Genomic DNA, 25,249 nt, shown 5'->3' on the forward strand with positions numbered 1-25,249 from the left:
AGAGGTGGAGGGGGCGCTGTTTTCGATACGTTATAACATTGCCATTGAATCCACCCCAATACCTGCCCCAGAAGTCACATCCGTTACCGCAATATCCTGCGCAGGCAACGACCCGGGGATCTCCTGCCTCAACGAACGCCGGGTTCGCGATGTCTTCATGAAAGCCATCTAGACTGCCCGCACGCGCAAGGAGCCCCCGCATGACCGAGAGCAGCAGCAAGCAGCTTCCCGCCGTGATCGTCGCGGACGAGCACAGCCGCATCACCAAGGCGATCCTGGATTTCGTCAGCCAGATTCCCGGCAGCAAAGTGGACACCAGCCACGATCCCGAAGCCGAGGCGCGCAAGCTGGCCAATCGCGCCGCGCAACGTGCCGCGCTCACCGCCGGGTCGCTCGCGCTGCCGCCCGGCCCCTTGGGTTGGCTCACCGTGCTGCCCGAGCTCATCGCCATCTGGAAGATCCAGGCACAGATGGTCAGCGACATCGCCGCCGCCTACGGCAAGCACACCGCACTGGGACGCGAACAGATGCTGTGGTGCCTGTTTCGCCACACGGCCGCACAGGCGTTTCGCGACCTGGTGGTACGCATGGGCGATCGCCTGCTGTTTCGGCGCATGTCCTATGCCGTGGCCGAACGTATCGCCAAGCGCATCGGCGTGAAGGTCACCCAGCGCACGGTCGGCAAGGGGCTGTCGCGCTGGCTCCCGGTGGTGGGTGCACTCGGCGTCGGCGCCTATGCCTATTACGACACCGGACAAGTTGCGAGTACGGCGATCGCCATGTTCGGCAGCGACTTCGAGACGGAAGGCGCTGCCGAGCCGGCCACGCCATGGACCCATGCCAAACCCGGTGTCGTGCGACGTACGACGGACAAGGTCACTGACAAGGCCGTCAGCGGTGCAGCGCGTGCCGTCAGCCGCATCGCGCGCAAGACCATCGACCGCAAGCAACCGCCCGAATAGCGCTGCGACCCGCGCTCGCGGGATGACGGCCCGGGCGCTTTGCGGCAAGCTGCGAGCCACGCCGACGCACGCAGGAGCCGCGCATGAACCCACACCAGGAACGTCCGGTCGCGCTGATCACCGGCGCCGGCAAACGGGTGGGGGCCGAGATCGCACGGACGCTGCACGCGGCGGGCTACGACCTTGCCCTGCACTGCCGGCGCTCGGTGACCGAGGCCAGTACGCTGGCTTCTGAACTGGAAGAACGCCGCGCCTGCAGCACGCTGGTACTGCAGGCGGAACTCGCCGACCTCGATGCTCTCCCGGCCTTGATCGACACCACCGTGGCGCAGTTCGGCCGCCTGGACGCCTTGATCAACAACGCCTCCGCGTTCTATCCCACGCCGGTCGGCACGGCCACTTCCGCACAATGGAACGAACTGTTCGCCTCCAACGCGCAGGCACCTTTTTTTCTCGCCCAGGCCGCCGTGCCGGCGCTACGCGACACGCAGGGCGCCATCGTCAACCTGGTCGATATCTATGCGGAACGGCCCCTCGCCGAACATCCGGTGTACTGCATGGCAAAGGCTGCGCTGGCGGCGATGACGCGCTCACTGGCGCTCGATCTCGGCCCGGACATTCGCGTCAACGGCGTAGCACCCGGCGCGGTGATGTGGCCCAGCGACGGCAAGCCCTATGACGATCAACAGGCCATGCTCGCCCGCACGCCGCTGCAACGCGCCGGCTCGCCGCACGATGTTGCCGGTGCGGTGCTGTGGCTGCTACGCGATGCGCCGTTCGTGACCGGGCAGATCATCCGCATCGATGGCGGGCGTTCGTTGTCGGTATAAAAAAGGGCGGCATCGCTGCCGCCCTCGATGGCTTGAATGCTTCGAGCCGCTTACTTCTGCTTGGGCCGAAACGCCTGCTCCAGCACGGCCTGATCGAAACCGCCGCCGACCATGCCTTCTTCCGCGTACTGATACAGCGCCGCCGCGTAGATGCCTTGCAAGCTAGCCTGGATCAGGCCGAGCAAGGTCAGCCCAACGATCACCACCGCGAACGCCGCGACGATGGCAACGGCCGACTGGGTGCTCACCGCACCGAAGATCAACGCGGCCGACACCAGCGCCGCGATGAACATCACCAGGCCGAACACCACGCCGATGCCGGCGTTGCCGATCAGGTTCTCGCCCCAGGTCTGCTTGAGCAGTTCCACGCTGCGCTTCACGGCATCCACCGGGCCAATGTCCTGGCTGGCCAGCACCGGCACCACCAGGAACGTGGCCACCGTCCAGGCCAGACCGAGCATCCCGACCACTAGTCGACCGATAAATCCCAGCCGTTCTTGCAGCGCTCGCAGCACCAGACCCACCGTGGCGGCGATCAGCGCATAGCCGAAGATGCTGACCACACGCGACTTGGCGATGTCGAAACCGGCCGCGAAGCTGGTCGGTTCGCCACGCAGGCGCATCAATGCGGCACCGGCCAGCGCGGTGTTGAAGAAGAAGATCACGAAGTACTGCACCAGATAAAACACGAACAATGCCGCATAGGCACCCACGGAAAGCCCCCGCTCACTGACTCCCGCGTGCTCCGCTCCCATCGCAGCCAAGCCGATCGGGATCAAGAAGCTCGCCGCCACCAACAGGCAGCACAGACCCGACAGCAACGGGAACATCAATAACGACTTGTCGGAACGCAGCACCGCTGCGCTCGCTTTCATCAGATTCCAACTGCGCGCGAATTTGCCCGCCATACCCCTACCTCGTTCCTTGGTGATGAGGTGCGTGTTCTATCACTCGCGCGTGACGGGCGATAGTGGGGAGCCTCACCCGTCTGAACGCTATAAAGGCTCGAGGAAGAGCGGCTCGCTGTCCGCCGGAAAAGCCGCCCATAACGCCGCCATGCGCTTACCGCTCACCGGATGGCGCAACTCCGGCGCGATATCAGCGATAGGACGCAACACGAAGGCGTGCTTCAGTTCCTTGCGCGGAATCTCCAGATGCCCCTCGCCCTGCCGCACCAGGTCGTCGTAGAGCACGATGTCGACGTCGAGCGTGCGATCGGAATAACGCGGCACGTCGCGGCGACGGCCATGGCGGTCCTCCAATGCATGCAGCCATTCATTCAACGCTTCGGGCGAGAGGTCGGTATCCAACCCCACCGCCAGGTTGACGAAATCCGGCCCATCGAAACCCACCGACTTGCTGCGATAAGCGGGCGACACATCCAACGCGCCAAAGCGTGTGCGCAACTCGTCCAAGGCGGCATGCAGATAACGCTGCGGCTCGACATTGGAGCCGAGGCTCAGATAGGCACGCGCCATCAGTCGGGTCGCTGACCGCGTTCGATGCGCACGCCCACGGCCTTGGAACCGCGCACCGCGCCGGGCTTGGAAAGTTTCAGCCGCACCCAGCTCACGCCGAACTCCTCGCGGATGATCGCCGCGCAACGCTCGGCCAATGTCTCCACCAGGCCGAAGCTGGAAGCGCTCACGTAGTCGATCAGGCGCTTGGAGACTTCTTTGTAGTTGAGCGTGTCGGCGATGTCGTCGGTGGCCGCAGGGCGGGTGTTGTCGAACGCCATCTCGATATCGAACGACAGGGTCTGGCGCACGCGCCGCTCCCAGTCGTAGATGCCGATGACAGTGTCGATGCGCAGGTCTTCGATGAAAACGATATCCATGCGATTAGGGTCGGCAAGAAACCGCGCCGATGCAAGCGACATTTGTTGTAGGAGCGCACCCTGTGCGCGAAAGGGGCAGGATGCCCTCGCTGTCGGAACTACTTAGAGCACCTATCGCGCACAGGGTGCGCTCCTAGACGACGGCCGGCAGGCTTTCCAGATCCCAGCGCGGAAACACCTGCACGGTTTCATCCTGATGCTGGCCGCTGGCCAGGCGGATGGCGCCAGCCAAGGCGATCATCGCGCCGTTGTCGGTGCAGAACGCCAACCTCGGGAAATACACGCGGAAGCCTTCCTTCGACCCAGCTTCCGCCAGGTCCTCGCGCAACCGCTTGTTGGCTCCGACGCCGCCGGCTATCACCAGGCGTTTGGCGCCAGTGGCGTGCAATGCGCGACGGCACTTGATGGCGAGCGTGTCGACGATGGCCTCTTCGAAGCCGCGGGCGATGTCGGCACGGGTCTGATCGGTGTGGTCGGACTGCTGCCAGGCCAGCAGCACCTGAGTCTTCAGACCGGAAAAACTGAAATCCAGTCCCGGCCGGTCGGTCATCGGCCGGGAGAAACGAAAGGCACCGGCACGCCCCTGCTGCGCCAGCTCCGCCAGCGCCGGACCGCCGGGATACGGCAGGCCCATCATCTTGGCGGTCTTGTCGAAGGCTTCGCCGGCCGCGTCGTCCAGGGTGTCGCCGAGGATGCGATACCGTCCAATGCCCTTCACCTCGACCAGCATGGAATGGCCGCCGGACACCAGCAGGGCCACAAAGGGCGGCTCCGGCGGGTCTTCCTCCAGCAAGGGCGCCAACAAGTGGCCTTCCATGTGATGCACGCCGATGGCCGGTATGCCCAGCGCCCAGGCCATGGCGCGCGCCGCCGAAGCACCCACCAGCAGCGCCCCGACCAAACCGGGGCCGGCCGTGTAAGCTACGCCACCCAAGTCCTGGGGGGTCAAGCCGGCCTCGGCCAACGCCTCGCGCACCAGCGGCAGCAGTTTGCGTACGTGGTCGCGACTGGCCAGTTCGGGCACCACGCCACCGTAATCGGCATGCAGCTTGATCTGGCTGTAGAGCGTATGTGAAAGCAGGCCACGACCCGGTGCAGCGGGCTCCCAGCGCAGCAGAGCCACGCCGGTTTCGTCGCAGGATGTCTCGATGCCCAGCACGGGCTTTGAAAATTGCTTCGTGTCCACGCTATACTTCGCGGCTCGCCCGATTCGACGGGCAAGTTTACCACTCGGAGTTTCCATGCCCAGCGTAAAAGTTCGCGAGAACGAGCCGTTCGAGCTTGCCCTGCGTCGGTTCAAGCGCACCTGCGAAAAGGCCGGCGTCCTTGCCGAGACCCGCAAGCGCGAGTTCTATGAAAAGCCGACCCAGGAGCGTAAGCGCAAGCGCGCTGCCGCGGTGAAGCGTCACCTGCGTCGTCTCTCGCGCGACGTCTCGCGCAAGACCCGGATGTACTGAGTCCGTCGTCCGCCCTGTGCGGACGGCTGGTCGCAGGCGCTACGGCGCCACGACCCGGGTTGCCCGACAGCTGGCGCGTTAATCCGCCGCCGCTGTCTTATTGACCTTACACTGGCCGGCGTTGCCTTGAGCAACGCCGGCTTTGTGCGTTCCCGAGGATAAGTCATGACTCTCAAGCTGCAGCTCACTGAAGACATGAAGACCGCCATGCGCGGTGGCGACAAACACCGCCTGGGCGTGATCCGCCTGATGCTGGCCGCCGTCAAGCAGCGCGAAGTGGACGAACGGATCGAACTGGACGACACCCAGGTCTTGGCCGTGCTGGAGAAGATGCTCAAGCAGCGCCGCGATTCGATCAGCCAGTACGAGGCCGCCAAGCGCGAGGACCTGGCCGAGGTCGAGCGCGCCGAAATGGTGGTGATCGAAACCTACCTGCCCGCCAAACTCAGCGACGCGGAAATTGACGCCATCATCACGGCCGCCATCGCCGACACCGGCGCCACCTCCGCCCGCGACATGGGCAAAGTGGTTGCCGCCGTGAAGGAAAGGGCTGCCGGCCGCGCCGACATGGCCGTCGTTTCCGGCCGCATCAAGGCGCTTCTGGCCGGCTGAGCGCTCTCAGGCCGCTGCTGCGCGCAGCCAGAGCAGCAGCGCCAACAGCACGACGACCGCAACGCCTATCATCCAGGCGTTGCGGTGCAGCCGCCGGCGCAAGCGTTCCCAATTCGCCAGATCCAGGTAATAGCGCCCCTCACCAGGACAGCGCAGCACGACATGCCCGACCAGCTGGTGCCAGGCCAGGCCCGGCTTCAATCCCAGCTCCTCGGCGGTTCGCGCATCCTCCGCACGGGTAATGCCAGCCTGCTCGAAGCGGCCCACGATGGCGCGCTGCGAGCGCATCAACATCGCTGTCAGCAGCATCGTCCTTCTCCTTCAACCCAGTGGTGCGAGCTTACTGCGCCTCGCGTTACCAGGGCGCCAGTACTCGGTAGGAGCCCACCCTGTGGGCGACCTGGCGGAGACAACACCCATCCACACGCCTCATCGCGCACAGGGTGCGCTCTTACGGGGCGCGCCACTCCATGCGGCGATGTCCGGGAACGCTGCCTTGCGCGTTCGCCAGCGCGGAGGTGCGCTCGCCGGTGACGCCGAAGCCATAGCGCGCATAAAGCGCCTCGGCGCGCGGATTGCTGGTCGCCACGTCCAGCACCATGCGCCGCCGCCCCAGCCGGCCCGCCTCAGACACCAGATGATCGATCAACGCGCGTCCGATACCCTGGCCGCGCAGCTCGGGCGCCACACCCAGGTGCGCCAGGTAATGCATATCGCCAGACGGTGGCGGAATCACCGACTCCACCCGCAAGCCGCGCGCGATAACGCCAGCGGCATGTCGCAGCCCGTAATACCCAAGGATCTGCCGCGCTGCCGCCAGCGTGAACGACCAATGCGTTTCCGCGCCAAAACCAGCCCCTACCGCTACCACTCGGCCGTTGAGTACGCCCACGCGGTGGTTGCGCCAGCCAAACTCACCCGCACCGTCGACAAAGGCATACCGCAGGAAAGCCTGGGCGCCCTCCCGTCCCGGCAACGAAAATACGTAATCGAATGCAGGCGGCCCTGAGCTGTGCATCAACGGCACCGCCCGTTCGACATCCTCCGCCGTGGCCGAACGAAAGCGAACCCGCGCACTTGCCGACATGACTCATCCCTCCCAAGTATCCAGATCAGCATAAAGCGAGTCCCCGCAGCGTGGGCCACCCCCGGTAAACTAAGACACTTATGCGCGGACGCATCCCCGACAGCTTCATCGACGACCTGCTTGCCCGCGTCGACATTGTCGACGTGATCGAGCGGCGTGTGCCGTTGAAGAAAGCCGGGCGCGAATGGACGGCCTGCTGCCCGTTCCACAACGAGCGCACGCCGTCGTTCTACGTCAGTCCCACCAAACAGTTCTTTCATTGCTTCGGCTGCGGCGCGCACGGCAGCGCCATTAAATTCCTGATGGACTACGACCGCCTGGAATTCCCGGACGCCGTGGAAGAATTGGCGCAGTCAGTCGGCCTTAAAGTGCCCCACGAGGGCGGCCGCGACAACGCCCCGCGTGAAGATAAAACCGACCTCTACAGCCTGCTGGACGCAGCGGCACACTGGTACGAAGGTGAGCTGCCGCGTAGCGCCGAGGCGCAGGCGTACTGCAAGAAGCGCGGCCTGGACGCCGAGACCATCGCGCGTTTCCGCATCGGCTGGGCGCCGGCCGGCTACGACGGCGTGATGAAGGCGCTGGGCGCCAATGAACCGCGCCGCATGCAGCTGCTCAACGAAGCCGGCATGGTCGCCAGCAACGAGCGCGGCAGCAAATACGACCGCTTCCGCGAGCGGCTGATGTTTCCGATCCTGGACCGCCGCGGCCGTGTCATCGCGTTCGGCGGAAGGGTATTGAGCTCCGAGCAGTCGCCCAAATACCTCAACTCGCCCGAGACTCCCCTGTTCCACAAGGGCCGCGAACTGTTCGCGCTGTGGCAGGTGAAGCAGGCCAACGCCAGCCTGAGCCGCATCGTGGTGGTCGAGGGCTACATGGATGTGATCGCCATGCATCAGGCCGGCCTGCCCATTGCGGTGGCCACGCTGGGCACGGCCACCACGCCCGAGCACACCGAAGTGCTGTTCCGCGCGGCGCCCGATGTGGTGTTCTGCTTCGACGGCGATCGCGCCGGTCGCGCCGCCGCGTGGAAGGCGCTGGAATCCGCTTTGCCTCGTTTGCGCGACGGGCGCCAGGCTTATTTCCTCTTCCTGCCCGACGGCGAAGATCCGGACACACTGATCCGCAAGGAAGGCAAAAGCGGCTTCGAGCAGCGCCTGAAGAACGCGACACCGCTGTCGGAATACTTCTTCGGCGAGCTCTCGCACGACGTGGACACCGGCAGCCTCGACGGCCGCGCACGCCTGGCCGAGCGCGCCCGCCCACTGATCGCCAAGCTGCCCGACGGCGCCTTCCGCGATCTGATGGCGCAGGAACTGGAGAAGCGCACCGGCGCCCGCGCCGTGCTGGAGCCCGATGCCGCCGCACGACGCCCCGCACAACGCCCGGTCGCCGTGCAACGCAGCCTGGTACGCAGTGCCATCGCCCTGCTGCTGGCCCAACCCGGCATGGCCGAACAGGTGGAGCGCCCCTACCGCTTCCTGCGCCTGGACAAGCCCGGCATCGATCTGCTGGCCGAACTGATCGACATGGCGCGTTCGCGTCCCGGCATCAATCCGGCGATGCTGGTGGAGCACTACGCCGAACGGCCGGAATATCCCGCACTGCAAAAATTGATGGCTGCCACTGTAGTGGGCGAACCTGCCATCCAACGCATCGAGTTCTTCGATGCACTGCAGCGCATGGAGCAGCAAGCGATCACCCAACGGCGCGACATGCTCACTGCCAAGAGCCGCGAAGGCACGCTGGACAGTGCCGAGAAGGCCGAACTGCGCGAACTGTTGGCGGCCCGAGTGCAACCGCCGGTTGCATCGAGCTAATCCCCCCATGCGGTTATCCTTGGTCGCTCCGCCCCCACGGCCCAGCGCACATGAAGTCGCCGGCCTGTGGGATCATCGCCCACTGTTTTCACCGGTGGGCCGGGCACGACAGGCAAGGATGTAGATGGACCTGCTTGAACGATTGATCACGCTGTTTGCCGAGAACGGCTACGCCGCCGTCTTCATCGCACTGATGCTGTGCGGTGCCGGCGCGCCGTTGCCCGAGGACATCACCTTGGTCGCCGGTGGCGTGATCACCGGCCTGGGTTACGGCAACGTGCACGTGATGTTCGCCGTATCCATGGTGGGCGTGCTGCTGGGCGACGCGGGCATGTTTCTGCTGGGCCACCATTACGGCGCTCGCATCCTGCAATGGCGCGTGGTCGCGCGCGTGCTCACCCCCGAGCGCTACGCCAAAGTGCAGGAGAAATTCGAGCGCTACGGCAATCGCATGATGTTCTTCGCCCGCTTCCTGCCCGGCATGCGCACCGCCGTGTACATCACCGCCGGCACCACCCACCGCGTGTCCTTCCTGCGCTTCTTCCTGCTCGATGGTCTCGCCGCACTGATCAGCGTTCCCATCTGGGTATACCTGGGCTACTTCGGCGCCAACAACCACGAATGGCTAGTGATGTGGATACGCCGCGGCCAGAGCAGCCTGTGGGTGCTCGGCGGCATCGTGCTATTGGCATTACTGGTGTTGTGGTGGCGGCACAGGCGGCGCACCGCCCAGTGCGAGGCTTCGGATTCCTGATCTCGCTACACACCCAGACGGTGTTGCTGCGTGACAGTCTCGAAATCGAACTTGAAGCATAAGCGGAGCGCACCGATGAGCGAACAGATCGTTGTACGGCCGGTAGCCAAAGAAGACTTCACTGCCTGGAAGCCGCTATGGGATGGCTACAACGCGTTCTACGGCAGGAAGGAGCAAACCGCGTTGCCGGAAGAGATCACGCAAACCACCTGGGCGCGCTTCTTCGACGACAACGAACCGGTGCATGCACTGGTCGCTGAGAGTAACGGCCAACTGCTTGGCCTCGTGCACTTCCTGTTCCATCGAAGCACTACGCAGATCGGCCTCAGCTGCTACCTGCAAGACCTGTTCACCACGGAAGCCGCCCGTGGCAAGGGCATCGCGCGCGCACTGATCAACGCAGTCTACGAGTCCGCAAAACGCGCCGGCTCTCCTCGGGTCTATTGGCAGACCCACGAAACCAACGCCACGGCGATGCAGCTGTACGACAAGGTGGCGGAGAAGTCAGGCTTCATCGTGTATCGCAAGCTGCTCTGATGCGTTGAGCTGCACGTCCACACCGATAAGGCGCCCAAGCGACACAAGAACGTGCGAGCGCATCGCCGGATGAGCCACTTCCCAAAGCTCCTGCAGGGCCCGTGTTATCTGTCCAGCCATCCCATCGACGCGGAGCGCATCGCGCGCACCAACACGGCCTCCCAAGCATTTCGGGCAACGCACCAGCACTAGCCAGCCAAAAGCGCCGACGCCAAACTATGTCTTCATCGTGTACAAGGACGTGACACATTTCATGCGACGCATCACCGCCGCCTTCTTTCTTTGCGTTCGGCCTACGCTACCGCTCGCTACGCAAATTTCTTCTGCCGACATGCTCGGCACGCCCTTCCTGCAGCTTGATCGGCCCAACATCATGCACGGCTGGATGCTTCCCGATGGCACTGTGCTCGACCAGGGCAACGCGAGAATCGCAGTGTCACTGAAAGATGGCACAACGAAACAGAATCCGCGGCTGTAGCACCGCTGCCATCTCAAGGCAAAGCGCAGAGGCTTTGATCGTCATCAACAGCCGCGCTGCCACTCAAAGAACGTAAAGGAATCACGTATGGGCAAGTCCACCTATTTTGCTTTATCCGCCTGGCTCAGCCTTTTCATCGGCCTGCCGATGCAAGCCACGGCCCGAACCGAGCAAGCCCCGCCCACCCTTGGTCGCGCACTCCAGTCCATGCAGGCCAAGTCCGTACTGCCCGGCTTCTGCGTGGCCGTGGTGGACGCCGGTGGCGTGCGATATGCGCAAGGGTTCGGCTATGCGGATATCGCGCAGAAGCGCCCGTATACGGCCGATACCGTCCAGCCTGTGGCTTCGATCAGCAAAACCCTGATCGCGGTGTCGCTGATGCAGATGGTGGAGAACGGGTCGCTCGCGCTGGACGCGGACGTCGATACCGCATTGCCGTTCGCCGTCAGGAATCCAGGCGCGCCCTCGACTCCGATCACGCTTCGTCAATTGGCGACGCACACATCCAGCATCGTCGATCGCGAACCTTTCTATAGCCAAAGCTATGTCAAAGGCGCCCCCGCTTTCGACATCAAGGCCTCGCTAAAGTCTTACCTCGACCCCAAGGGCGCTAACTACGACAAGGCGAATTTCAGCAAGGCTCGCCCTGGTACCACCTACAAGTACAGCCAGTTCGGATCCGCGTTGGCCGCACTGGCTATAGAGACGAAGGCAGGCACACCCTATCGGCTGTACACGCAAGAGCACATTTTCCGGCCGCTGAACATGGACGCGACGGGTTGGTTCCCAGGCGATGCCCATGGATCGATGGCGACGCTTTATGACAAGAGCAAAGCGGCGATCGCGCCTTACGCTTTCCCGGCCTACCCCGGTAGCGGCCTCTATACCTCCTGCAAGGATCTCGGGAAATTTCTTTCCGCCATGATCCGCGGCTATCAGGGTCAGCCCGGCCTGCTGTCCGCCAGTTCGTTTCGCAGCATGTTCTCGCCGCAATGGTCGAAAGCACAGCGACCCAAAGGCGTACGTCCTGGTGATGGCCTCGATCAAGCCCTGTTCTGGCAGCGATCGGAACGTGGCGAACTCGGCCATACCGGTGGCGACGCCGGCGTCACCGCGCAGATGTCGTTCAATCCGATCAGCGGTGCCGGTCGCATCCTGATCACCAACATCAGCGACGGCGACCGTCAGGACGTGGCTCGCGAATTTGCGAACATCTGGATCACGTTGGGCAAGTACGAGCTGAGTCCGGAATCCTGAGCGCCTGACGCTCGGCAAACCTGCAGACGCTCCATCAGATGGACAAGGCCACGGAAGTCACTGCCTTCTCGGGCGCGATTGATTCCATCGCGTTGCCAATGTATGCGCGTGACCATGTGGAGAAGCGCGAAGGCAGCTAGCCTTCTGGCTTCGATCGTCATTCCAAATCAGAAACACAAAATTCTGGACGATCCCGTGGTGATCCGTGAGGTAACGCAGACGGTTCGTGAGAGCCACTGAAAGCCAACTCACCTGCAACACCCATGAACTGTCTACAGCAAAACGGGAGGCCACATGGGCCTCCCGTCTTGATGGCTTATTGCGCTTTCACACTGACGTCGTCGATCACGAACGAGGTCTGGTTGGTGGCGTTTTCGGTGCCGTAGAAATTGATCTGGATGGTCTGACCGATATAGGCCGACAGATCGACGGTGTGTTCGACGTAGCCGCTGGCGGCGTCGAGGTTGGACCAGGTCTGCAGCGTGACGTACTGGCCCGCCGGGTTGATCACCTGCGCGCTGAGCTTGTCGTACGCGGTGGTGGTTGTGGTTTCGGCGGTGTCGATGTGCATGAAGAAGTCCAGCGTGGCCTTAGTGGCGGTTGCCGGGATGGTGATCTTCTGGCGCACATAGTCCGTATGAGTGGTGCCGTAGCCATCCAGCCAGGCTTTCCAGCTGCCGGTATGGGCCGGTTCGCTGGCGTCGTTGCTGATCACGCCGGTGGTCTGCGTCCACGGCGGGATGCCGCTCTCAAAGCTATTGTTCTGAATCAGCTCGGTACCGCCACCACCCGTACTGTTGGAAACGCTGAAGCTCACCGTGCTGCTGGTGCCCACGTTATTCGCTGGGTCGTAGGCCTTGGCGATCAGGCTGTGCGTGCCATTGGCTAGCTTGGTGGAATCCAGCGACATCTGGTACGGCGCCGCAGTCACGGTGCCGCTCAGCGCGCTGTCAACGTAGAACTCCACCTTGGTGATGCCGGTGGGGTCGGTCGCGTTCGCCGACAGCGTGATGGTGCCGGAGGTGCCGCTTTCCGACGCGCTCACCGTCGGGGTGCCGCCTGTGGTGTTGGAGATGTTGAAGCTCACCGCGCTGCTGGTGCCAACGTTATTCGCCGGGTCATAAGCCTTGGCGATCAGCGTGTGGCTGCCATTGCTCAGCGTGGTGGAGTCCAGCGTGGTCTGGTACGGCGAAGCGGTGAGTGTCGACTTGAGTACGTTGTCGACGTAGAACTCCACCTTGGTGATGCCGGTGGGGTCGGTCGCGTTCGCCGACAGCGTGATGGTGCCGGAGGTGCCGGTTTCCGACGCGCTCACCGTCGGCGTACCGCCTGTGGTGTTGGAGATATTGAAGCTCACCGCGCTGCTGGTGCCGACGTTATTCGCCGGGTCATAAGCCTTGGCGATCAGCGTGTGGCTCCCGTTGCTCAGCGTGGTGGAGTCCAGCGGGGTCTGGTACGGCGAAGCGGTGAGCGTCGACTTGAGTACGTTGTCGACGTAGAACTCCACCTTGGTGATGCCGGTGGGATCAGTGGCGTTGGCCGACAACGTGATGCTGCCGGACGTACCGCTCTCCGACGCACTGACCGACGGCGGGTTGCCGCCACCAGGACCTTCGGTGACCCACACCGGCGCGGACCACAGCTGATTGCCGTCTTCCTGCGTGATCTTGGCGTAATAGAAGTGATCGCCATTGGCCGGGGTGATGGTGGTGGTGGCGGTTTGCGAGGTTTCCGTCACCGTGCCGTTGCTGCCCGGCACGCCTTCGAATACCTGCACGCGTTGCGCGGTGTGGCCTGCGCTGCTGGCGTAGTTCACCGTAAGGGTCAGCGCGCCGCTGTTGTTGAAGCGCTGGCCCATCAGGTTGCCGTTGGCGGTGAGCACGATCTGGCCGGTCTTGTCCTCGGTGGCGAACACGCGGCGCGCGCGCAGTGCATCGAGGAAGCTGCTCAGGCTCAGCGCGGTGCCGTTGGGGATCAGCACACCGGTGCGGTTGGTGTAGCTGGCGCCCCAGTTGGCGCAGTGGTTGTCCTGGTCGGAGGTGGGCGCCACGTGATAGCCGCGTTCGAGCAGGATGTTGTAGGCCGGCTCGTAGCTGGTGCGGCTGGTCTCGGTCTCGGTGGTGTTGCTGGAGAACGCCGAACTGTTGAGCACTTCAGCCAGCGCCATCACTTGATCGCCATCGGCGGTGTAGGCGAGATCGGTACCGCCGACATTGAACTGGCCACTGCTGGCAGGATGATTGAACTGGCCGACCCAGCCGTTGGTGTTCATCAGCGTGTAGAGCGTGCCGTAATCGCTCTTGGCGGTGAAGATGTCGCCAATCAACTGACCCGAACTGTTGTACTCCCACTCGAGCAAGCTGGGCGTGTTGAAGATGTTGAGGTGACCGCCATTGCTGATCACACCCCACTCCAGGCCGTAGACGGCGAGGAAGTTGCTATGCGCACTGTTGAACGTGCTGGCCGCCTGCAACCCTGACTGGTACAGGTTGTGCGCGGTGGCCGGGTTGGCCGAGGGGTTGGTGCCGGTCGAGCCGTCGTACATGTGGTTGTGCTCGGACGTCATCAGGATGTCCAAGCCTTCGTTCAAGGCGTACTGGTAGGCATCCGCCGGGCCGTAGGCACCGCTCTGCGGGTTCTGTGCACCGACACACGTGGAGAGCACACCACCGCCGTCGCTGTGGTTGGTCTGGCTGTGCAGGTTGCCGTAGAAGATGGTGTACGGCAGGCCGCCGACCGGTACCGACTGGTTGAGCACGGCGCCCGTCGTTTTGCTGGTGTGATGCAGTGCGGTGAAGCTAGGCATATGCGGCGCGGCCACGGTGCCGAACTTCACGTCGTACAGTTGCTCTTCGATCGCCTGCGGCGCACGGGTGCGTGCCAGCTGCAGTGCGTTCTGTGCGAGGCCGGTGCCGATGCGTGCGGCCACGTCGTTGTCCACCGCGATGGCGCGCATGCGCACGGTGTAGTAGCCGGCGGCCAGCGATTGGCCGGTACGGTCACGGCCATCCCATGCGATGTTGGCCTGCGCGCGACCCGCATTGATCGCGCCCTGGCCCTGCCAGCTGCGCAATACGGCGCCGCTGCGGTTCAGAACATCGACCTGCCACGCCACCGGCGTGCCCGGTCCGGCGCCCGGATAAGAGAACTGCAAGGTGATAGGACGTGCAGCGGCTGCATTGAACGGCACATGCAGCGCAGCTTCGAATTCCTCGTGATCCGGCATGGTCCCCGCCATAACCGGAGCAAATACGAATACACCCGCAGCCATCAGGCTGCCGGCAACTATCGTCTTCAACTCCATTGATGTATCCCCACTTTAAGTTGTGGACTCCCCGGGGACCATCATGCAGACCGAGTTGACAACGAGATGTCGACGCGCGTCCTTGCGCGTGACAGCGCACACACTTTTGAACACGGTGATCGCGTTGACTCTTTCTTCATCGTCGATGTCGTAGGGGCCGCATCATCGCGGCGCCACCCATCACCGCCCAATGCCTGGAACAACGCAGCCGTGTCGGCGTACCGACGAGCGCGTTTTTGCGCGTGCGATCGGCGCCTGCTGTCTCGTCACTAGCATGTTGAGCATCGCAACCTGACGGATGTCGCCAAGCGCAAGCTATCGCTTCGCGATGTCGAAACTGTGCCATCGGCGCGCTGTGTCGCTGCCAGCGCAGTGGCATCCAGCTGGATCGCATGCAACACATCGGCCATGTTCTGTGCCGCGGTGATCACCGTGCTCCGATACGTTGCGACGCGACGCTGTACCTCATGCAGATCAAGCCATCCATGCCTTTGGACACATGGTGTTGGCCGTTGCACGCCCACTAGGCTCCGCTGGATGAAGACGAAGCCATGGCTTGGCGCGGCCTTCGCGCTGCTTGTTGCCGTCGGCGTGCAGGCGGCCCCTTCCACCGACCCGCTGCACGGCTGGAGCGGCGGTGACAGCGCCAGTCTGGATGCGTGGGTGCATGCCCGGATGGACGGCATCAAGGTGCAGCTCGCGAAGCTGCATGCCGTGCAGGGCCAGCGCACGATCGACAACACGCTGGTGCCTTATGACGAGGCGCTCAATCAGCTCGGCCTGGCCTTTGGGCAGGCGCATATGCTGAACGCCCTGGGCGCCGACAAGGCCCTGCGCGATAAAGGGCAGGAACTGCAGCAAGCCCTCTCGGCGGCTGATACGGATATCACCCTCGACGTCGCCACCTACGATGCATTGCGGGCCCTATCGGAATCGGATGCGGGCAAAGCTGCCGACCCCGCGACCCGCCATTATCTGGATCGCAGCCTGCTCGAGTTCCGGCTGGCTGGCGTCGATCGCGATGCCGCCACCCGCGAACGCATCAGGCAACTGCGCGACCGGATCGCTGCGCTGGAGCTGAGCTTCAGCCGCAACGTGCAGGAGGACAAACGCCTGCTGAGCGTGACTCCGGACCAGCTGGCAGGCATGCCCAGCGACTTTATGGCCCGGCACAAACCGGATGCCAGTGGCCGCATCACCCTCTCCACCGACCAGCCCGATGTCACGCCCATAGCGAAGTTCGCCAGTAACGCGCAGCTACGCAAAGACCTGGCCACGGCGTATCTCAACCGGGGCTGGCCGGCCAACGACAAGGTACTGCGCGAGTTGCTGCAGGCGCGCGAAGAGCTGGCCCATCTGCTGAAGTTCGATACGTACGCCGACCTGGCCATGGCGGATCAGATGATCGGCGGCAAGGCCGAAGCCAAGCAGTTTCTCGATCAACTGCAAGCGGCAGCCGGTCCCGCGGCTGACCGCGAAGCAAGGCTGCTACGCGACTTCGTGCATGGCAAACAAGCGGACACCAGCATCAGCCGCGCCGACTTCAACTACTGGCAGGAACAGTATCGCAAGGCCACGTACGACTTCGATGCGCAGACGGTGCGTCCGTACTTCCCGTTCAACGCCGTGCAGGCAGGCGTGCTCGACACCGCGGCGCGCATCTTCCATGTCAGCTTCCGCCCGGTGAGCGATGCCGTGGTGTGGCACCCTGCCGTGACCGTCTTCGATGTACTGGATGACGAAAGAAAGATCGGCCGCATCTATCTCGACATGCATCCGCGTGACGGCAAGAACCAGGGATGCTCCGCCTGGGCGCTGGTACCGGGCATCGGCGGCCGGCAGATGCCGGAGGGAGTCGTGGTCTGCAATTTTGCCGGCGGCCATCCGGACGACCACGAACTGAACGACCCCGGGTTGATGGACTACAGCGACGTGGTCACGTTCTTCCATGACTTCGGCCTGCAGATGCAGCACATCCTCGGCAGCCAGACGCGGTGGTCCGCGCAATCGGCATTCAACGTCGAGCGCGACTTCATCCAGGCGCCGCCGCAGATGCTGGAGGAGTTCCTACGCATACCCTCCGTGCTGCAAGGCTTCGCCAGGCACTACAAAACCGGCGAAGTGCTACCGCTGGCCACCATCCAGGCCATGAATCGCTCGACGGCCTACGGGCGCGGGTCATGGCTGCAACAACAAATGGTCTCCGCCACCTACGCGTTGCAGATGCACGACCTGCCGGCGCAGGAGATCGATTTCGGCAAGGTCTGGATGGACGACGAGAAGCGCTTCGCGCCGTACGACAGCCTGGCCGACGCGCATCCCTATGCGAGTTTCACCCATCTGACCGGCTATACCTCCAACTACTACACCTATCTGCTGGACAAGGTCATCGCCGTGGACTTCTTCCGGCAGTTTGACACCCGCCATCCCTTCGACAGCCGAGCCGCCATGCGCTACCGGCAAACCGTCATCGCACCCGGCGCAACGAGACCCGCGGCCGAGCTGGTGAAGCACTTCCTTGGCCGCCCACAGGACATGAAGTCGCTGGCGTCCTGGATCAACGAGGAGTTCACCGACCCGCCCTCGACGGCGCAGGAGCAGAAGGTGCCCCGCTCTTAGAGCCAGGCACCCTCTACATTCACTTGGCCTTCGACACCGCCGCGTCATCGCGGTGCCACCAGCCACCACCCAAGGCCTGGAACAACGCAGCCGTGTCGGAGTATCGCCCGGCGCGCGCTTGCGCGAGCGCCATCAGCGCCTGCTGCCTCGTCACCAGTGCGTTGAGCATCGCAACCTGGCTGACATCGCCAAGCGCAAGCTGTCGCTGCGCGACGTCGAAGCTATGCTGCGCAGCGCTGTCGGCGCGCTGCGTCGCTGCCAGCGCAGTGGCATCCAGCTGGATCGCGTGCAACACATCGGCCACGTTCTGTGCCGCGGCGATCACCGTGCTCCGATACGTTGCGATGCTCTGCTGGTAAGCGGCTTCGGCTGCCCGCTGCTTGTGCTTGAGGTTGCCGCCGTCGAATAGCGGCTGTGTTACCGAGCCGCCGATATTCCAGAAGCCGCTGCCGCCGTGGAACAGCTCGCTGGCCTTGGTCGATGCGCTACCGAGCGTGGCATTGATCTGCACGTTGGGCAGTCGATTGGCAATGGCCACGCCGACCTGCGCACTGGCTGCATGCAACTGCGCATCAGCAGCACGCACGTCGGGCCGCTGATTGACCAGCGACGCAGGCAGGCTCACCGGCAATTCCTCCGGCAGCTGCAATCCATCCAGCTCGAACTTCGCATCGATCTGGTCGTCAGGCATGCGTCCCGTCAACGCTGCCAGCAGGTCGCGTTGCTGCGACAGCTGCTTCTGCAAAGGTGGCAATGCGGCGCGGCTCTGTTCCAGTGCCGCCACTTGCGCGGCGACGTCGAGATCCGATGCCTGGCCCAACGCATGTTGTCGCTGGAACGAGTCGACAATGCTCTGCTGGCTGGCGACGATCTGTTCCTGTGCCGCGATCTGTGCGCGCAGCGACGCCTCCTGAATCGCCGCATTGACCACGTTCGAGGTCAGCGTGAGGTAGGTCGCTTCCAGTTCAAAACGCTGCGCATCGGCCTGTGCCATCAGCGACTCCACCTGGCGACGGTTGCCGCCCCACAGGTCGGGCGTGTAGCTGACCGACACCTGCGCGGTAGTGAGGCTGTACATGCTTTCGCCGGAAGCCGCGGGGCTGGCCAGGTCCTTGGCGATCTTCTGCCGCGTCGGATTGAGGCCGGTCGTCACCACTGGAAAGTAGGCGCCGCGCTGGGCGTAGACGTTTTCCCACGCCGCACGCAAGCCGGCCTTTGCCGCGGTGAGGTCGGCGTTGTGCTTGAGCGCGTCGTCGATCAGCGCATTGAGCGCTTCGGAGTGAAACAACGTCCACCACTGGCCCGGGATATCCATGCCCTCGACCAAGCGCTGAGCATTGCCGCCGCCGACCGGCGCCGTATCGGTCGCCGCAGGTAGCGGAGTCGGTGTGTAGCCCTTGGCCTGAGGCGTGTCGGGACGCTTGTAATCGGGGCCGACGACACACCCACCCAACGCGATAGTCATCGCGCAGGCGAGCAGATTCATGGTGATTGCACGCATGGTCAGAGCTCCTTCGCCGGATGCGTTTGGCGATGGCGGCGCTCGACGAATCGTTCGAGCACGTCATAGAAAGCGGGAAGAATGAACAACGTCAGCAGGGTCGCGATCACCAGGCCGCCGACCACCACGGTCGCCAGGCCACGCTGCACGTCAGTGCCGATGCCGGTGGCCAGCGCCGCCGGCAACATACCCACGCTCGCGACCGTCGCTGTCATCAGTACCGGGCGGAAGCGCTCGGTAGCACCGAGCAGTACGGCATCGCGCACACCGTTGCCTTCCCGCCGCATGCGGTTGAAGTTCGCCACCATGATGATGCCGTTCTGCACGGCCACACCGAACAGGGCGATGAAGCCCACCGCCGTGGCGATGTTCAGCGTCTCGCCTTTCACATGCAGCGAGATCAGTCCGCCCAGCGTCGCCAGCGGCACCACGGCCAGCACCAGCAGGGCCTGGCGCAGGCTGCCGAATTCGGCAAACAGCAACACGGCCATCACGGCCAACACCAATCCCATGACCAGCACCAGGCGCGCCTGCGCACGCTGCTGGTTCTCGAACTGACCGGCCCATTCCAGGCGGTACTTCTGAGCGTCGAAATGCACGGTCTTGCCGATCTTGTCCTGCGCCTCGGCCAAGTAGTCGGACAGGGCGCGATCGCGGTTGGTGATGCGGATGGTCAACTGACGATGCCCCTGCTGATGCGCGATGGTGCTTTCGCCGGTCTGCAGGGTGATCTTGGTCACCATGGCCAGCGGCACGCGCGCGCCAGACGGCGCCGTGAGCACCAGCTTGCCCAGCGCCTCGGGATTGGCAGCCACTTGATGCGGCACGCGGGCGGTCACGTTGTACATGCGATCTTCGACGTAGGCCTGGGTAATCGCCGAACCGCCCACGCCGGTCTGGATCAAGGTATTGATGTCCGCCACATTGATGCCGTAGCGCGCGGCGGCGTCGCGATCCACCTTCACCGTCAGCTGCGGAATCGGCGGCTCCTGGAAGATCGAAGCGTCGGCCGTGCCGCGCACGCCGTGCAACGCGTCGACGATTTCGCCGCCGATGCGCCGCAGCTCCTTGAAGTCGTCGCCGTAGATGCGCAGCACCAGCGGACTGTGCGCACCGCCCACCATGTCGTTCTCGCCGTCGATGATCGGCTGGCTGATGCCCACGCTGACGCCCGGGATCTGTTGCAGGCGCGCATTGAGGCGGCGCACGAAGTCGGCCTTGGTCTCGCCCGAAGGCCAGGAGTCGTAGGGCTTGAGGCCCACACCGGATTCAATATGCGACGGCGTCCATGGATCGCTGCCCGTATCGTTGCGGCCGAGCTGGGTGACCACATAGCTCACCTCTTGGAACTCGCCCACCACGCGCCGGTATTCGCTGGCCATCTCGCTCGCCTTCTCCAACGACAAGCCACTCGGCAGCTGCACCTGCACCCACAGCGAACCCTCATCCAGCTCGGGCAGAAACTCGCGACCGATGCTGATGCCCAGCGTCACTACGGCGACCAGTGCCGCAGCAGCGATGCCGTAGGTGATGCGCGGCCGGCCCAGCAATTTCTCCAACAGGTTTCGGTAGCCCGCCTGCAGCCGCTCCAGCGGCTTGTTGTGGAACATCTGGCGCGGCTTGCGCAGCGCCAGCCAGGTCAGCGCCGGCACCAGCGTGATGGCGCACAGCAGCGCGCCCAGCAAGGCATAGCCCACGGTATGCGCCATGGGCGAGAACAGCTTGCCTTCGGCACGTTCGAACGCCAGCAGCGGCGCGTAGGCCGTGATGATGATCAAGGTGGCGAAGAAGATCGGTCGTGCCACTTGCTTGGTCGCCGAGAGCACGTCCGCCTCATGCAGATACGCTTGCGGCCGAGCCTCGCGCTTGCGCAAGATCGCCTCGGTGACCACGATCGCGCCGTCCACGATCACGCCGAAGTCGATCGCACCGAGCGAGAACAGATTCGCCGGCATCTTGGTGAAATGCATCACGATGAACACGGTGACCAGCGCGAACGGAATGGTCACCGCCGCCACCATCGCGCTGCGCGGGCTGCCCAGGAACAGGATCAGCACGATGACGACCAGGCCCACACCCTCGATCACGGTGTGCGAGACCTTGCTCACCGTGGCCTGCACCAACTCGTCGCGGTCGATGAAGGGCACGATGCGCGCATCCATCGGCGCCAGCTGCTTGTTCAATTCATCCACTTTGGCGTGGATGCCCTTGAGCACCTGCGAGGGGTTCTCGTACTTGAGCAGGTCGACGATGCCCTCGATGGTGTCTGGATTGTTGTCCTTGCCCAGGATGCCTTCGCGGATCTGATGGCCGTATTGAAGCTTGCCGAGATCGCGCACGCGGATCGGGTTGCCGTTGTGCTGGGTCACCACGATGTCGCCCATGTCCTTGAGCGTGCGCATCAGGCCTTCGCCGCGGATCACATACGACTGCTCGCCGCGCGTCACGCGACCGCCGCCGGCATTGGTGTTGTTGGCGCTGATGGCGGTGATCACGTCGTTCATGCCCACGCCGAACTGCAACAACTTCTGCGGATCCACTTCGAGCTGGAACTCTTTGGTGAAGCCGCCGAAGTTGTCGACGTTGGCCACGCCGGGCACCTGCTGCAGTGCAGGGATCACCTTCCAGCGCTGGATCTCCGACAGCTCCATCAGGTTTTTGGTGTCGGAGGCCAGTGTGTAACGGTAGATCTCACCAGCCGGCCCGGAGACCGGGTCCAGCGCGGGTGTCACACCCGCTGGCAAGGTCACGCCGGCCAGGCGTTCGGTGACGCGCTGGCGCGACCAGTAATCCTCCGCGCCGTCACGGAAAACCAGGGTGATCAGCGACAGGCCGAACGTGCTGCTCGAACGCATCGACACCAGACCGGGCGTACCGGCCAGCGCGCGCTCCAGCGGTGTGGTGATCTGTTGCTCGATTTCTTCCGCGGCCAAGCCCGGCACTTGAGTGGTGACCTGCGCCGTGACGTCGCTGAGTTCCGGATAGGCCTCCACCGCCAGCTGCGTCCAGGCGTAGTGGCCGTAGATCACCACCAGAATGGTGACGCCGAACACCAGCGTGCGCTTGTGCAGGCACCACTCGATGATCTTATCAATCATTGATCAGCACTCCGCCCGCCACGACCACGCGGTCACCGGACTGCAGGCCCTTGGTGATGCGTCCATCGCCACCTTCGTCCTGGCCCAGCTCGACCGTGCGGCGCGAGAACGCCCACGGCGACACTTCGACGAACACGGTGACGCTGTCGTTGTTCATCAGCAGCGCGGACTGCGGCACCAGCAGCGCCTTCGGCTGTGGCACCTGGAAGGTGGCGGTGGCGAACATGTTGGTCTTGAGCGCGCCGTCGACGTTCGGAATGACGATGCGCGCCTTGACCCGGCGCGAGTCCGCGTCCAGCACGTCGCTTACCGACTGCACCGTGCCGTGGAAGCTGCGGCCAGGCCAGGCCGGCAGTACCACGTCCGCCGGCTGCCCCGGCGCCACCTGATTGGCTTCGTTCTCGGCGACGTTGGCGGTGACCCAGATGTGGCCCAGGTTGGTGATGGTCATCAAAGGCGCGTTCGGATCGTTGGCGAACCCGCCGACCGCCGCGGACAACGCGGTGACGCTGCCGTCGGTGGGCGAAACCACCACCATGCGATGCGCGCCGCCCTTACCCGGCGCGGAGTCTCCCAACGAGGCCAGGCGGGTGGCGGCACGGTCGTACTCGGCCTGTGCCTGCACCATGACGCTTTGCGCCGCTTCCAGGTCCTTCTGCGCTGAGCCACCGGCCTGCTTCACGCCTTCCGCGCGATCCAGCGTCTTCTTGGCCAGGGCCAGTGCATCACTCGCCTTTTGCTTATCGGACATCGCTTGCGCGTAGTCGCCCGAGGCGATCACGGCGAGCACCTGGCCACGAGTCACGCGGTCGCCCAGCCTCACTTTCAGTTCCGCAATGCGTCCGGTCAGTGGCGGCAGGATGTTCGCCGTGTAGGCCGGATCGGCCTCCACCATGGCCGGGGCCGACAACGGATGCGCGAGGTCACGCAGCTCCACCGGCTGCACTTTCAGGCGCGTGCGCAACGGCGACTTCTCAGGCACGCGCAGCACGCCGTGATCGTCCACCACAGCGGGGGCGGCTGTTTGCTGGCCGTCACCGTGCGAGCACGCGCCCAGCAGGACGGGCAGCGCGACAGCGAAGATCAGGCGGGGCGATATTTTTTTTGAGCGGAACAGCATGGGGTTTCCCCTGTTGGCATGAGGCACGTGCAAGCCGGCTGCGATCGCGCGACCACTAGGCAAGCATACGGAGGGGGAAGCGGGCAGCCTGGCTGAGACTGCAAGCGCAACCCGTCCGCGGTCGAACCGTCACCGGCCGCCGCGTCCGGGCGGGGCTCAGGAGAGCGGCGCGGAGACGACGTTCAGTACGAACGGTGTGTCGGGTTTACATCGCTGGTTGTAGGGTCTGGGTCCAAGGTCGGCTCTCTCCTCGTTCGATTTGCTTGCTCAGACAGCCGCTCGCGGGGTGGCGGATTCGCGCACCAGCCGGCCTTGCAGCAGGCCGGCACGTTCCAGCGGCAGGTAGGCCAGCGCCGCCAGGTGCGAGTGAATGCGCTTGAGGTCGCGCAGGATGCGCAGGTAGACATCGCCTCCGCCGCCGCCATCGCGCTGCTCGCGCAGCGCACGGATGTGCCGCTCGGAGGCTTCGCTCTCCAGACGCCACAGCACTTCCTTGCGCGCCACCAATTGTTGTGCCGCGCGCAGATCGCCGCGCATAAACACGGCGAGGCCCAGCCGCAGGCTCTCCATGACCTGCGCATGCATCGCGGCCAGATCCTGGATGTCGTCGGCCGAGAAATCCTGGCCGCGCTCCGCCTTCTTGGCGGCGAACTCCATCAGGTTGTTAGCGGTGATGTCGCCGATGTGTTCGATGTTGATCACGAAGGCGAGTATCTCCTGGCTGCGCTCGCCGTCTTCCTCGTTCAACGCCTCACCACCCAGGTCGGCGAGGTAGCCGCGGATTGCCATACCTAGGCGATCGAGCCAGGGATCCATCTTGCTGGTGGCAGCGGCACGTGCGCGATCGTCTTTGCCGAATACCTCCACCAAGCCTTTCAACATGCCCTCGACCATATCGGCCATGCGCATCGACTCGCGCGCGGCATTGGCCAGCGCCACATTGGCTGAATCCAGCGCGCCCTCGTCGAGATACTGCGGCACGCCCGGATCGTTCGGCTGCGGCGGATCCGGCAGCAAGCGCACCAGCAGCTGCGCCATGCGCTCGACTGGCACGATGAAAAGCAACGCCAGCCCGAGATTGAACGCGGTGTGGAAGTTCACGGCGATGCGCGCTGGCGATGCGCCGAGCGGCACCAGCCAGTGCGCCAGCGGGTGCAGCAATGGCAGGCAGACAATGCATCCGAAAGCGCGCGCCAGCAGATTGCCCAGCGGCAGACGGCGGGCCACCGGCGTATTGGCTTCCAACAATGCCGGCACGGTACTGCCGAGATTGGCGCCAAGCACGAGCGCCAACGCGCCTGCTGCATCTACCACGCCTGCGCTGGCCAGCGACGCGATCAGCAGCACCATGGCGACGCTGGAGTGGAAGAGCCAGGTCACCAGCGCCGCCACCAACATAGCCAGAACCGGTTCGCTAGCTAGGCCCTGCAGCACTGCGCGCAGCGCCTGTGCGTTCTCCATCGACGCCAGCGACACCACCAACAAATGCAGCGACAGCAGCATTAGGCCCAGCCCGATCGCCACACGACCGAGATTCTCGTAGCGCGCATCGTCGCTGCGGCGATGAATCGCAAAACCCAGCAGGATCAGCACAGGCGCTACCACGGAGATGTCGAACGACATCACCTGCACGATCAGCGTGGTACCGACGTTGGCACCCAGCATCACCGCCAGGCCCGGCGCGAGGCCGAGAAAGCCACTGGCAGCGAACGAGGTCGCCATCAGGCCGGTGGCGGTGCTGCTCTGCAACAGCGCGGTGAGGCAGATACCGAAAGCGAAGGCTGCCGGCCGATGCCCCAGGTAACGCCCCAGCCAGCGGCGCAGCGCGCTGCCATAGCCACGCAGCACGCCGCTGGTGACCATATGCGTGCCCCACAGCAGCAGGGCGACGTAGCCGGCAATGTCGAGTAAGGCGAAGGTGCCTTTCATGTGCCGCTCCTAAAAAAGTGTGCCTATGGCGGCCGCCCCTTCTCCCC

The 25,249-nt window shown here is 64.1% G+C and carries 21 protein-coding genes; 10 read left to right on the forward strand and 11 right to left on the reverse strand.

Going from position 1 to position 25,249, the window contains the following annotated elements:
• Positions 1-200: 200 nt before the first annotated feature.
• Positions 201-962 (forward strand): hypothetical protein, encoded by a 762-nt coding sequence (locus OUZ45_RS15150; RefSeq protein ID WP_266170969.1) that lies wholly within the window; start codon positions 201-203, stop codon positions 960-962.
• A gap of 83 nt (positions 963-1,045) precedes the next feature.
• Positions 1,046-1,792 (forward strand): pteridine reductase, encoded by a 747-nt coding sequence (locus OUZ45_RS15155; RefSeq protein WP_266170970.1) that lies wholly within the window; start codon positions 1,046-1,048, stop codon positions 1,790-1,792.
• 50 nt (positions 1,793-1,842) lie between these two features.
• Here the strand turns inward: OUZ45_RS15155 and OUZ45_RS15160 are convergent, their stop codons facing one another.
• The 4 genes from OUZ45_RS15160 to tsaD form a co-directional block, all read right to left on the reverse strand.
• A complete protein-coding gene (locus OUZ45_RS15160) occupies positions 1,843-2,700 on the reverse strand; it encodes a DUF6159 family protein (RefSeq protein ID WP_266170971.1) in 858 nt (285 codons plus the stop codon).
• Between the two features lie 87 nt (positions 2,701-2,787).
• Positions 2,788-3,270: a 2-amino-4-hydroxy-6-hydroxymethyldihydropteridine diphosphokinase gene (gene folK, locus OUZ45_RS15165; protein ID WP_266170972.1), complete on the reverse strand. Its 483-nt coding sequence runs from the start codon at positions 3,268-3,270 to the stop codon at positions 2,788-2,790.
• Positions 3,270-3,629: a dihydroneopterin aldolase gene (gene folB, locus OUZ45_RS15170; RefSeq protein WP_266170973.1), complete on the reverse strand. Its 360-nt coding sequence runs from the start codon at positions 3,627-3,629 to the stop codon at positions 3,270-3,272. The genes folK and folB overlap by 1 nt, the downstream gene beginning before the upstream one ends.
• A gap of 133 nt (positions 3,630-3,762) precedes the next feature.
• A complete protein-coding gene (gene tsaD / locus OUZ45_RS15175; RefSeq protein WP_266170974.1) occupies positions 3,763-4,815 on the reverse strand; it encodes a tRNA (adenosine(37)-N6)-threonylcarbamoyltransferase complex transferase subunit TsaD in 1,053 nt (350 codons plus the stop codon).
• 55 nt (positions 4,816-4,870) lie between these two features.
• Here tsaD and rpsU point away from each other — a divergent pair, with 55 nt between their 5' ends.
• Both rpsU and OUZ45_RS15185 read left to right on the forward strand, forming a co-directional pair.
• Complete coding sequence (gene rpsU / locus OUZ45_RS15180; protein WP_055999514.1) at positions 4,871-5,086, forward strand: 30S ribosomal protein S21; 216 nt, start codon at positions 4,871-4,873, stop codon at positions 5,084-5,086.
• A gap of 165 nt (positions 5,087-5,251) precedes the next feature.
• Entirely contained in the window at positions 5,252-5,698 is a 447-nt protein-coding gene (locus tag OUZ45_RS15185; RefSeq protein ID WP_266170975.1) for a GatB/YqeY domain-containing protein, read from the forward strand.
• 6 nt (positions 5,699-5,704) lie between these two features.
• Here OUZ45_RS15185 and OUZ45_RS15190 read toward each other — a convergent pair whose 3' ends face one another.
• Both OUZ45_RS15190 and OUZ45_RS15195 read right to left on the reverse strand, forming a co-directional pair.
• The gene (locus OUZ45_RS15190) at positions 5,705-6,007 is read right to left on the reverse strand and encodes a hypothetical protein (RefSeq protein WP_266170976.1); all 303 of its coding nucleotides are present in this window, start codon (positions 6,005-6,007) and stop codon (positions 5,705-5,707) included.
• A 142-nt stretch (positions 6,008-6,149) separates the two neighbouring features.
• Positions 6,150-6,785, reverse strand: coding sequence for a GNAT family N-acetyltransferase (locus OUZ45_RS15195; protein ID WP_266170977.1), 636 nt, complete (start codon positions 6,783-6,785; stop codon positions 6,150-6,152).
• Positions 6,786-6,865: 80 nt separating this feature from the next.
• Between OUZ45_RS15195 and dnaG the strand changes: the two genes are divergently transcribed.
• From dnaG to OUZ45_RS15220, 5 genes are all read left to right on the forward strand, one after another.
• A complete protein-coding gene (gene dnaG, locus OUZ45_RS15200; RefSeq protein WP_266170978.1) occupies positions 6,866-8,605 on the forward strand; it encodes a DNA primase in 1,740 nt (579 codons plus the stop codon).
• A gap of 124 nt (positions 8,606-8,729) precedes the next feature.
• Positions 8,730-9,359 (forward strand): DedA family protein, encoded by a 630-nt coding sequence (locus OUZ45_RS15205; protein WP_266170979.1) that lies wholly within the window; start codon positions 8,730-8,732, stop codon positions 9,357-9,359.
• Between the two features lie 75 nt (positions 9,360-9,434).
• On the forward strand, positions 9,435-9,896 hold the full coding sequence (locus OUZ45_RS15210) for a GNAT family N-acetyltransferase (protein ID WP_266170980.1): 462 nt from the start codon (positions 9,435-9,437) through the stop codon (positions 9,894-9,896).
• Between the two features lie 253 nt (positions 9,897-10,149).
• Positions 10,150-10,374: a hypothetical protein gene (locus OUZ45_RS15215; protein ID WP_266170981.1), complete on the forward strand. Its 225-nt coding sequence runs from the start codon at positions 10,150-10,152 to the stop codon at positions 10,372-10,374.
• Positions 10,375-10,461: 87 nt separating this feature from the next.
• Complete coding sequence (locus OUZ45_RS15220) at positions 10,462-11,631, forward strand: serine hydrolase domain-containing protein (protein ID WP_266170982.1); 1,170 nt, start codon at positions 10,462-10,464, stop codon at positions 11,629-11,631.
• Positions 11,632-11,947: 316 nt separating this feature from the next.
• Here the strand turns inward: OUZ45_RS15220 and OUZ45_RS15225 are convergent, their stop codons facing one another.
• Positions 11,948-14,935 carry an Ig-like domain-containing protein gene (locus tag OUZ45_RS15225; protein ID WP_266170983.1) on the reverse strand — a complete coding sequence of 996 codons (2,988 nt, stop codon included), beginning with the start codon at positions 14,933-14,935 and terminating at the stop codon, positions 11,948-11,950.
• A gap of 537 nt (positions 14,936-15,472) precedes the next feature.
• On the opposite strand from OUZ45_RS15225, the gene OUZ45_RS15230 reads away from it, so the two are divergent.
• A complete protein-coding gene (locus tag OUZ45_RS15230; RefSeq protein ID WP_266170984.1) occupies positions 15,473-17,554 on the forward strand; it encodes a M3 family metallopeptidase in 2,082 nt (693 codons plus the stop codon).
• A gap of 19 nt (positions 17,555-17,573) precedes the next feature.
• On the opposite strand, the gene OUZ45_RS15235 is transcribed toward OUZ45_RS15230, so the two are convergent.
• The 4 genes from OUZ45_RS15235 to OUZ45_RS15250 form a co-directional block, all read right to left on the reverse strand.
• Positions 17,574-19,055 carry an efflux transporter outer membrane subunit gene (locus tag OUZ45_RS15235; protein WP_266170985.1) on the reverse strand — a complete coding sequence of 494 codons (1,482 nt, stop codon included), beginning with the start codon at positions 19,053-19,055 and terminating at the stop codon, positions 17,574-17,576.
• Between the two features lie 2 nt (positions 19,056-19,057).
• Complete coding sequence (locus OUZ45_RS15240; RefSeq protein ID WP_266170986.1) at positions 19,058-22,153, reverse strand: efflux RND transporter permease subunit; 3,096 nt, start codon at positions 22,151-22,153, stop codon at positions 19,058-19,060.
• Positions 22,146-23,273: an efflux RND transporter periplasmic adaptor subunit gene (locus tag OUZ45_RS15245; protein ID WP_266170987.1), complete on the reverse strand. Its 1,128-nt coding sequence runs from the start codon at positions 23,271-23,273 to the stop codon at positions 22,146-22,148. Before OUZ45_RS15245 ends, OUZ45_RS15240 begins: the two co-directional genes overlap by 8 nt.
• A gap of 267 nt (positions 23,274-23,540) precedes the next feature.
• The gene (locus tag OUZ45_RS15250) at positions 23,541-25,202 is read right to left on the reverse strand and encodes a Na/Pi cotransporter family protein (protein WP_266170988.1); all 1,662 of its coding nucleotides are present in this window, start codon (positions 25,200-25,202) and stop codon (positions 23,541-23,543) included.
• Positions 25,203-25,249: the final 47 nt, after the last annotated feature.

It is taken from the genome of Dyella subtropica (genome assembly GCF_026283965.1).
Taxonomy (GTDB): Bacteria; Pseudomonadota; Gammaproteobacteria; order Xanthomonadales; family Rhodanobacteraceae; genus Dyella_D; species Dyella_D subtropica.

Bases quoted from the DNA above. Each gene is read 5' to 3' on its own strand.
- OUZ45_RS15150 (WP_266170969.1), top strand. From the start codon at position 201: ATGACCGAGAGCAGCAGCAAGCAGCTTCCCGCCGTGATCGTCGCGGAC.
- OUZ45_RS15155 (WP_266170970.1), top strand. From the start codon at position 1,046: ATGAACCCACACCAGGAACGTCCGGTCGCGCTGATCACCGGCGCCGGC.
- OUZ45_RS15160 (WP_266170971.1), bottom strand. From the start codon at position 2,700: ATGGCGGGCAAATTCGCGCGCAGTTGGAATCTGATGAAAGCGAGCGCA.
- folK (WP_266170972.1), bottom strand. From the start codon at position 3,270: ATGGCGCGTGCCTATCTGAGCCTCGGCTCCAATGTCGAGCCGCAGCGT.
- folB (WP_266170973.1), bottom strand. From the start codon at position 3,629: ATGGATATCGTTTTCATCGAAGACCTGCGCATCGACACTGTCATCGGC.
- rpsU (WP_055999514.1), top strand. From the start codon at position 4,871: ATGCCCAGCGTAAAAGTTCGCGAGAACGAGCCGTTCGAGCTTGCCCTG.
- OUZ45_RS15185 (WP_266170975.1), top strand. From the start codon at position 5,252: ATGACTCTCAAGCTGCAGCTCACTGAAGACATGAAGACCGCCATGCGC.
- OUZ45_RS15190 (WP_266170976.1), bottom strand. From the start codon at position 6,007: ATGCTGCTGACAGCGATGTTGATGCGCTCGCAGCGCGCCATCGTGGGC.
- OUZ45_RS15195 (WP_266170977.1), bottom strand. From the start codon at position 6,785: ATGTCGGCAAGTGCGCGGGTTCGCTTTCGTTCGGCCACGGCGGAGGAT.
- dnaG (WP_266170978.1), top strand. From the start codon at position 6,866: ATGCGCGGACGCATCCCCGACAGCTTCATCGACGACCTGCTTGCCCGC.
- OUZ45_RS15205 (WP_266170979.1), top strand. From the start codon at position 8,730: ATGGACCTGCTTGAACGATTGATCACGCTGTTTGCCGAGAACGGCTAC.
- OUZ45_RS15210 (WP_266170980.1), top strand. From the start codon at position 9,435: ATGAGCGAACAGATCGTTGTACGGCCGGTAGCCAAAGAAGACTTCACT.
- OUZ45_RS15215 (WP_266170981.1), top strand. From the start codon at position 10,150: ATGCGACGCATCACCGCCGCCTTCTTTCTTTGCGTTCGGCCTACGCTA.
- OUZ45_RS15220 (WP_266170982.1), top strand. From the start codon at position 10,462: ATGGGCAAGTCCACCTATTTTGCTTTATCCGCCTGGCTCAGCCTTTTC.
- OUZ45_RS15225 (WP_266170983.1), bottom strand. From the start codon at position 14,935: ATGGAGTTGAAGACGATAGTTGCCGGCAGCCTGATGGCTGCGGGTGTA.
- OUZ45_RS15230 (WP_266170984.1), top strand. From the start codon at position 15,473: ATGAAGACGAAGCCATGGCTTGGCGCGGCCTTCGCGCTGCTTGTTGCC.
- OUZ45_RS15235 (WP_266170985.1), bottom strand. From the start codon at position 19,055: ATGCGTGCAATCACCATGAATCTGCTCGCCTGCGCGATGACTATCGCG.
- OUZ45_RS15240 (WP_266170986.1), bottom strand. From the start codon at position 22,153: ATGATTGATAAGATCATCGAGTGGTGCCTGCACAAGCGCACGCTGGTG.
- OUZ45_RS15245 (WP_266170987.1), bottom strand. From the start codon at position 23,273: ATGCTGTTCCGCTCAAAAAAAATATCGCCCCGCCTGATCTTCGCTGTC.
- OUZ45_RS15250 (WP_266170988.1), bottom strand. From the start codon at position 25,202: ATGAAAGGCACCTTCGCCTTACTCGACATTGCCGGCTACGTCGCCCTG.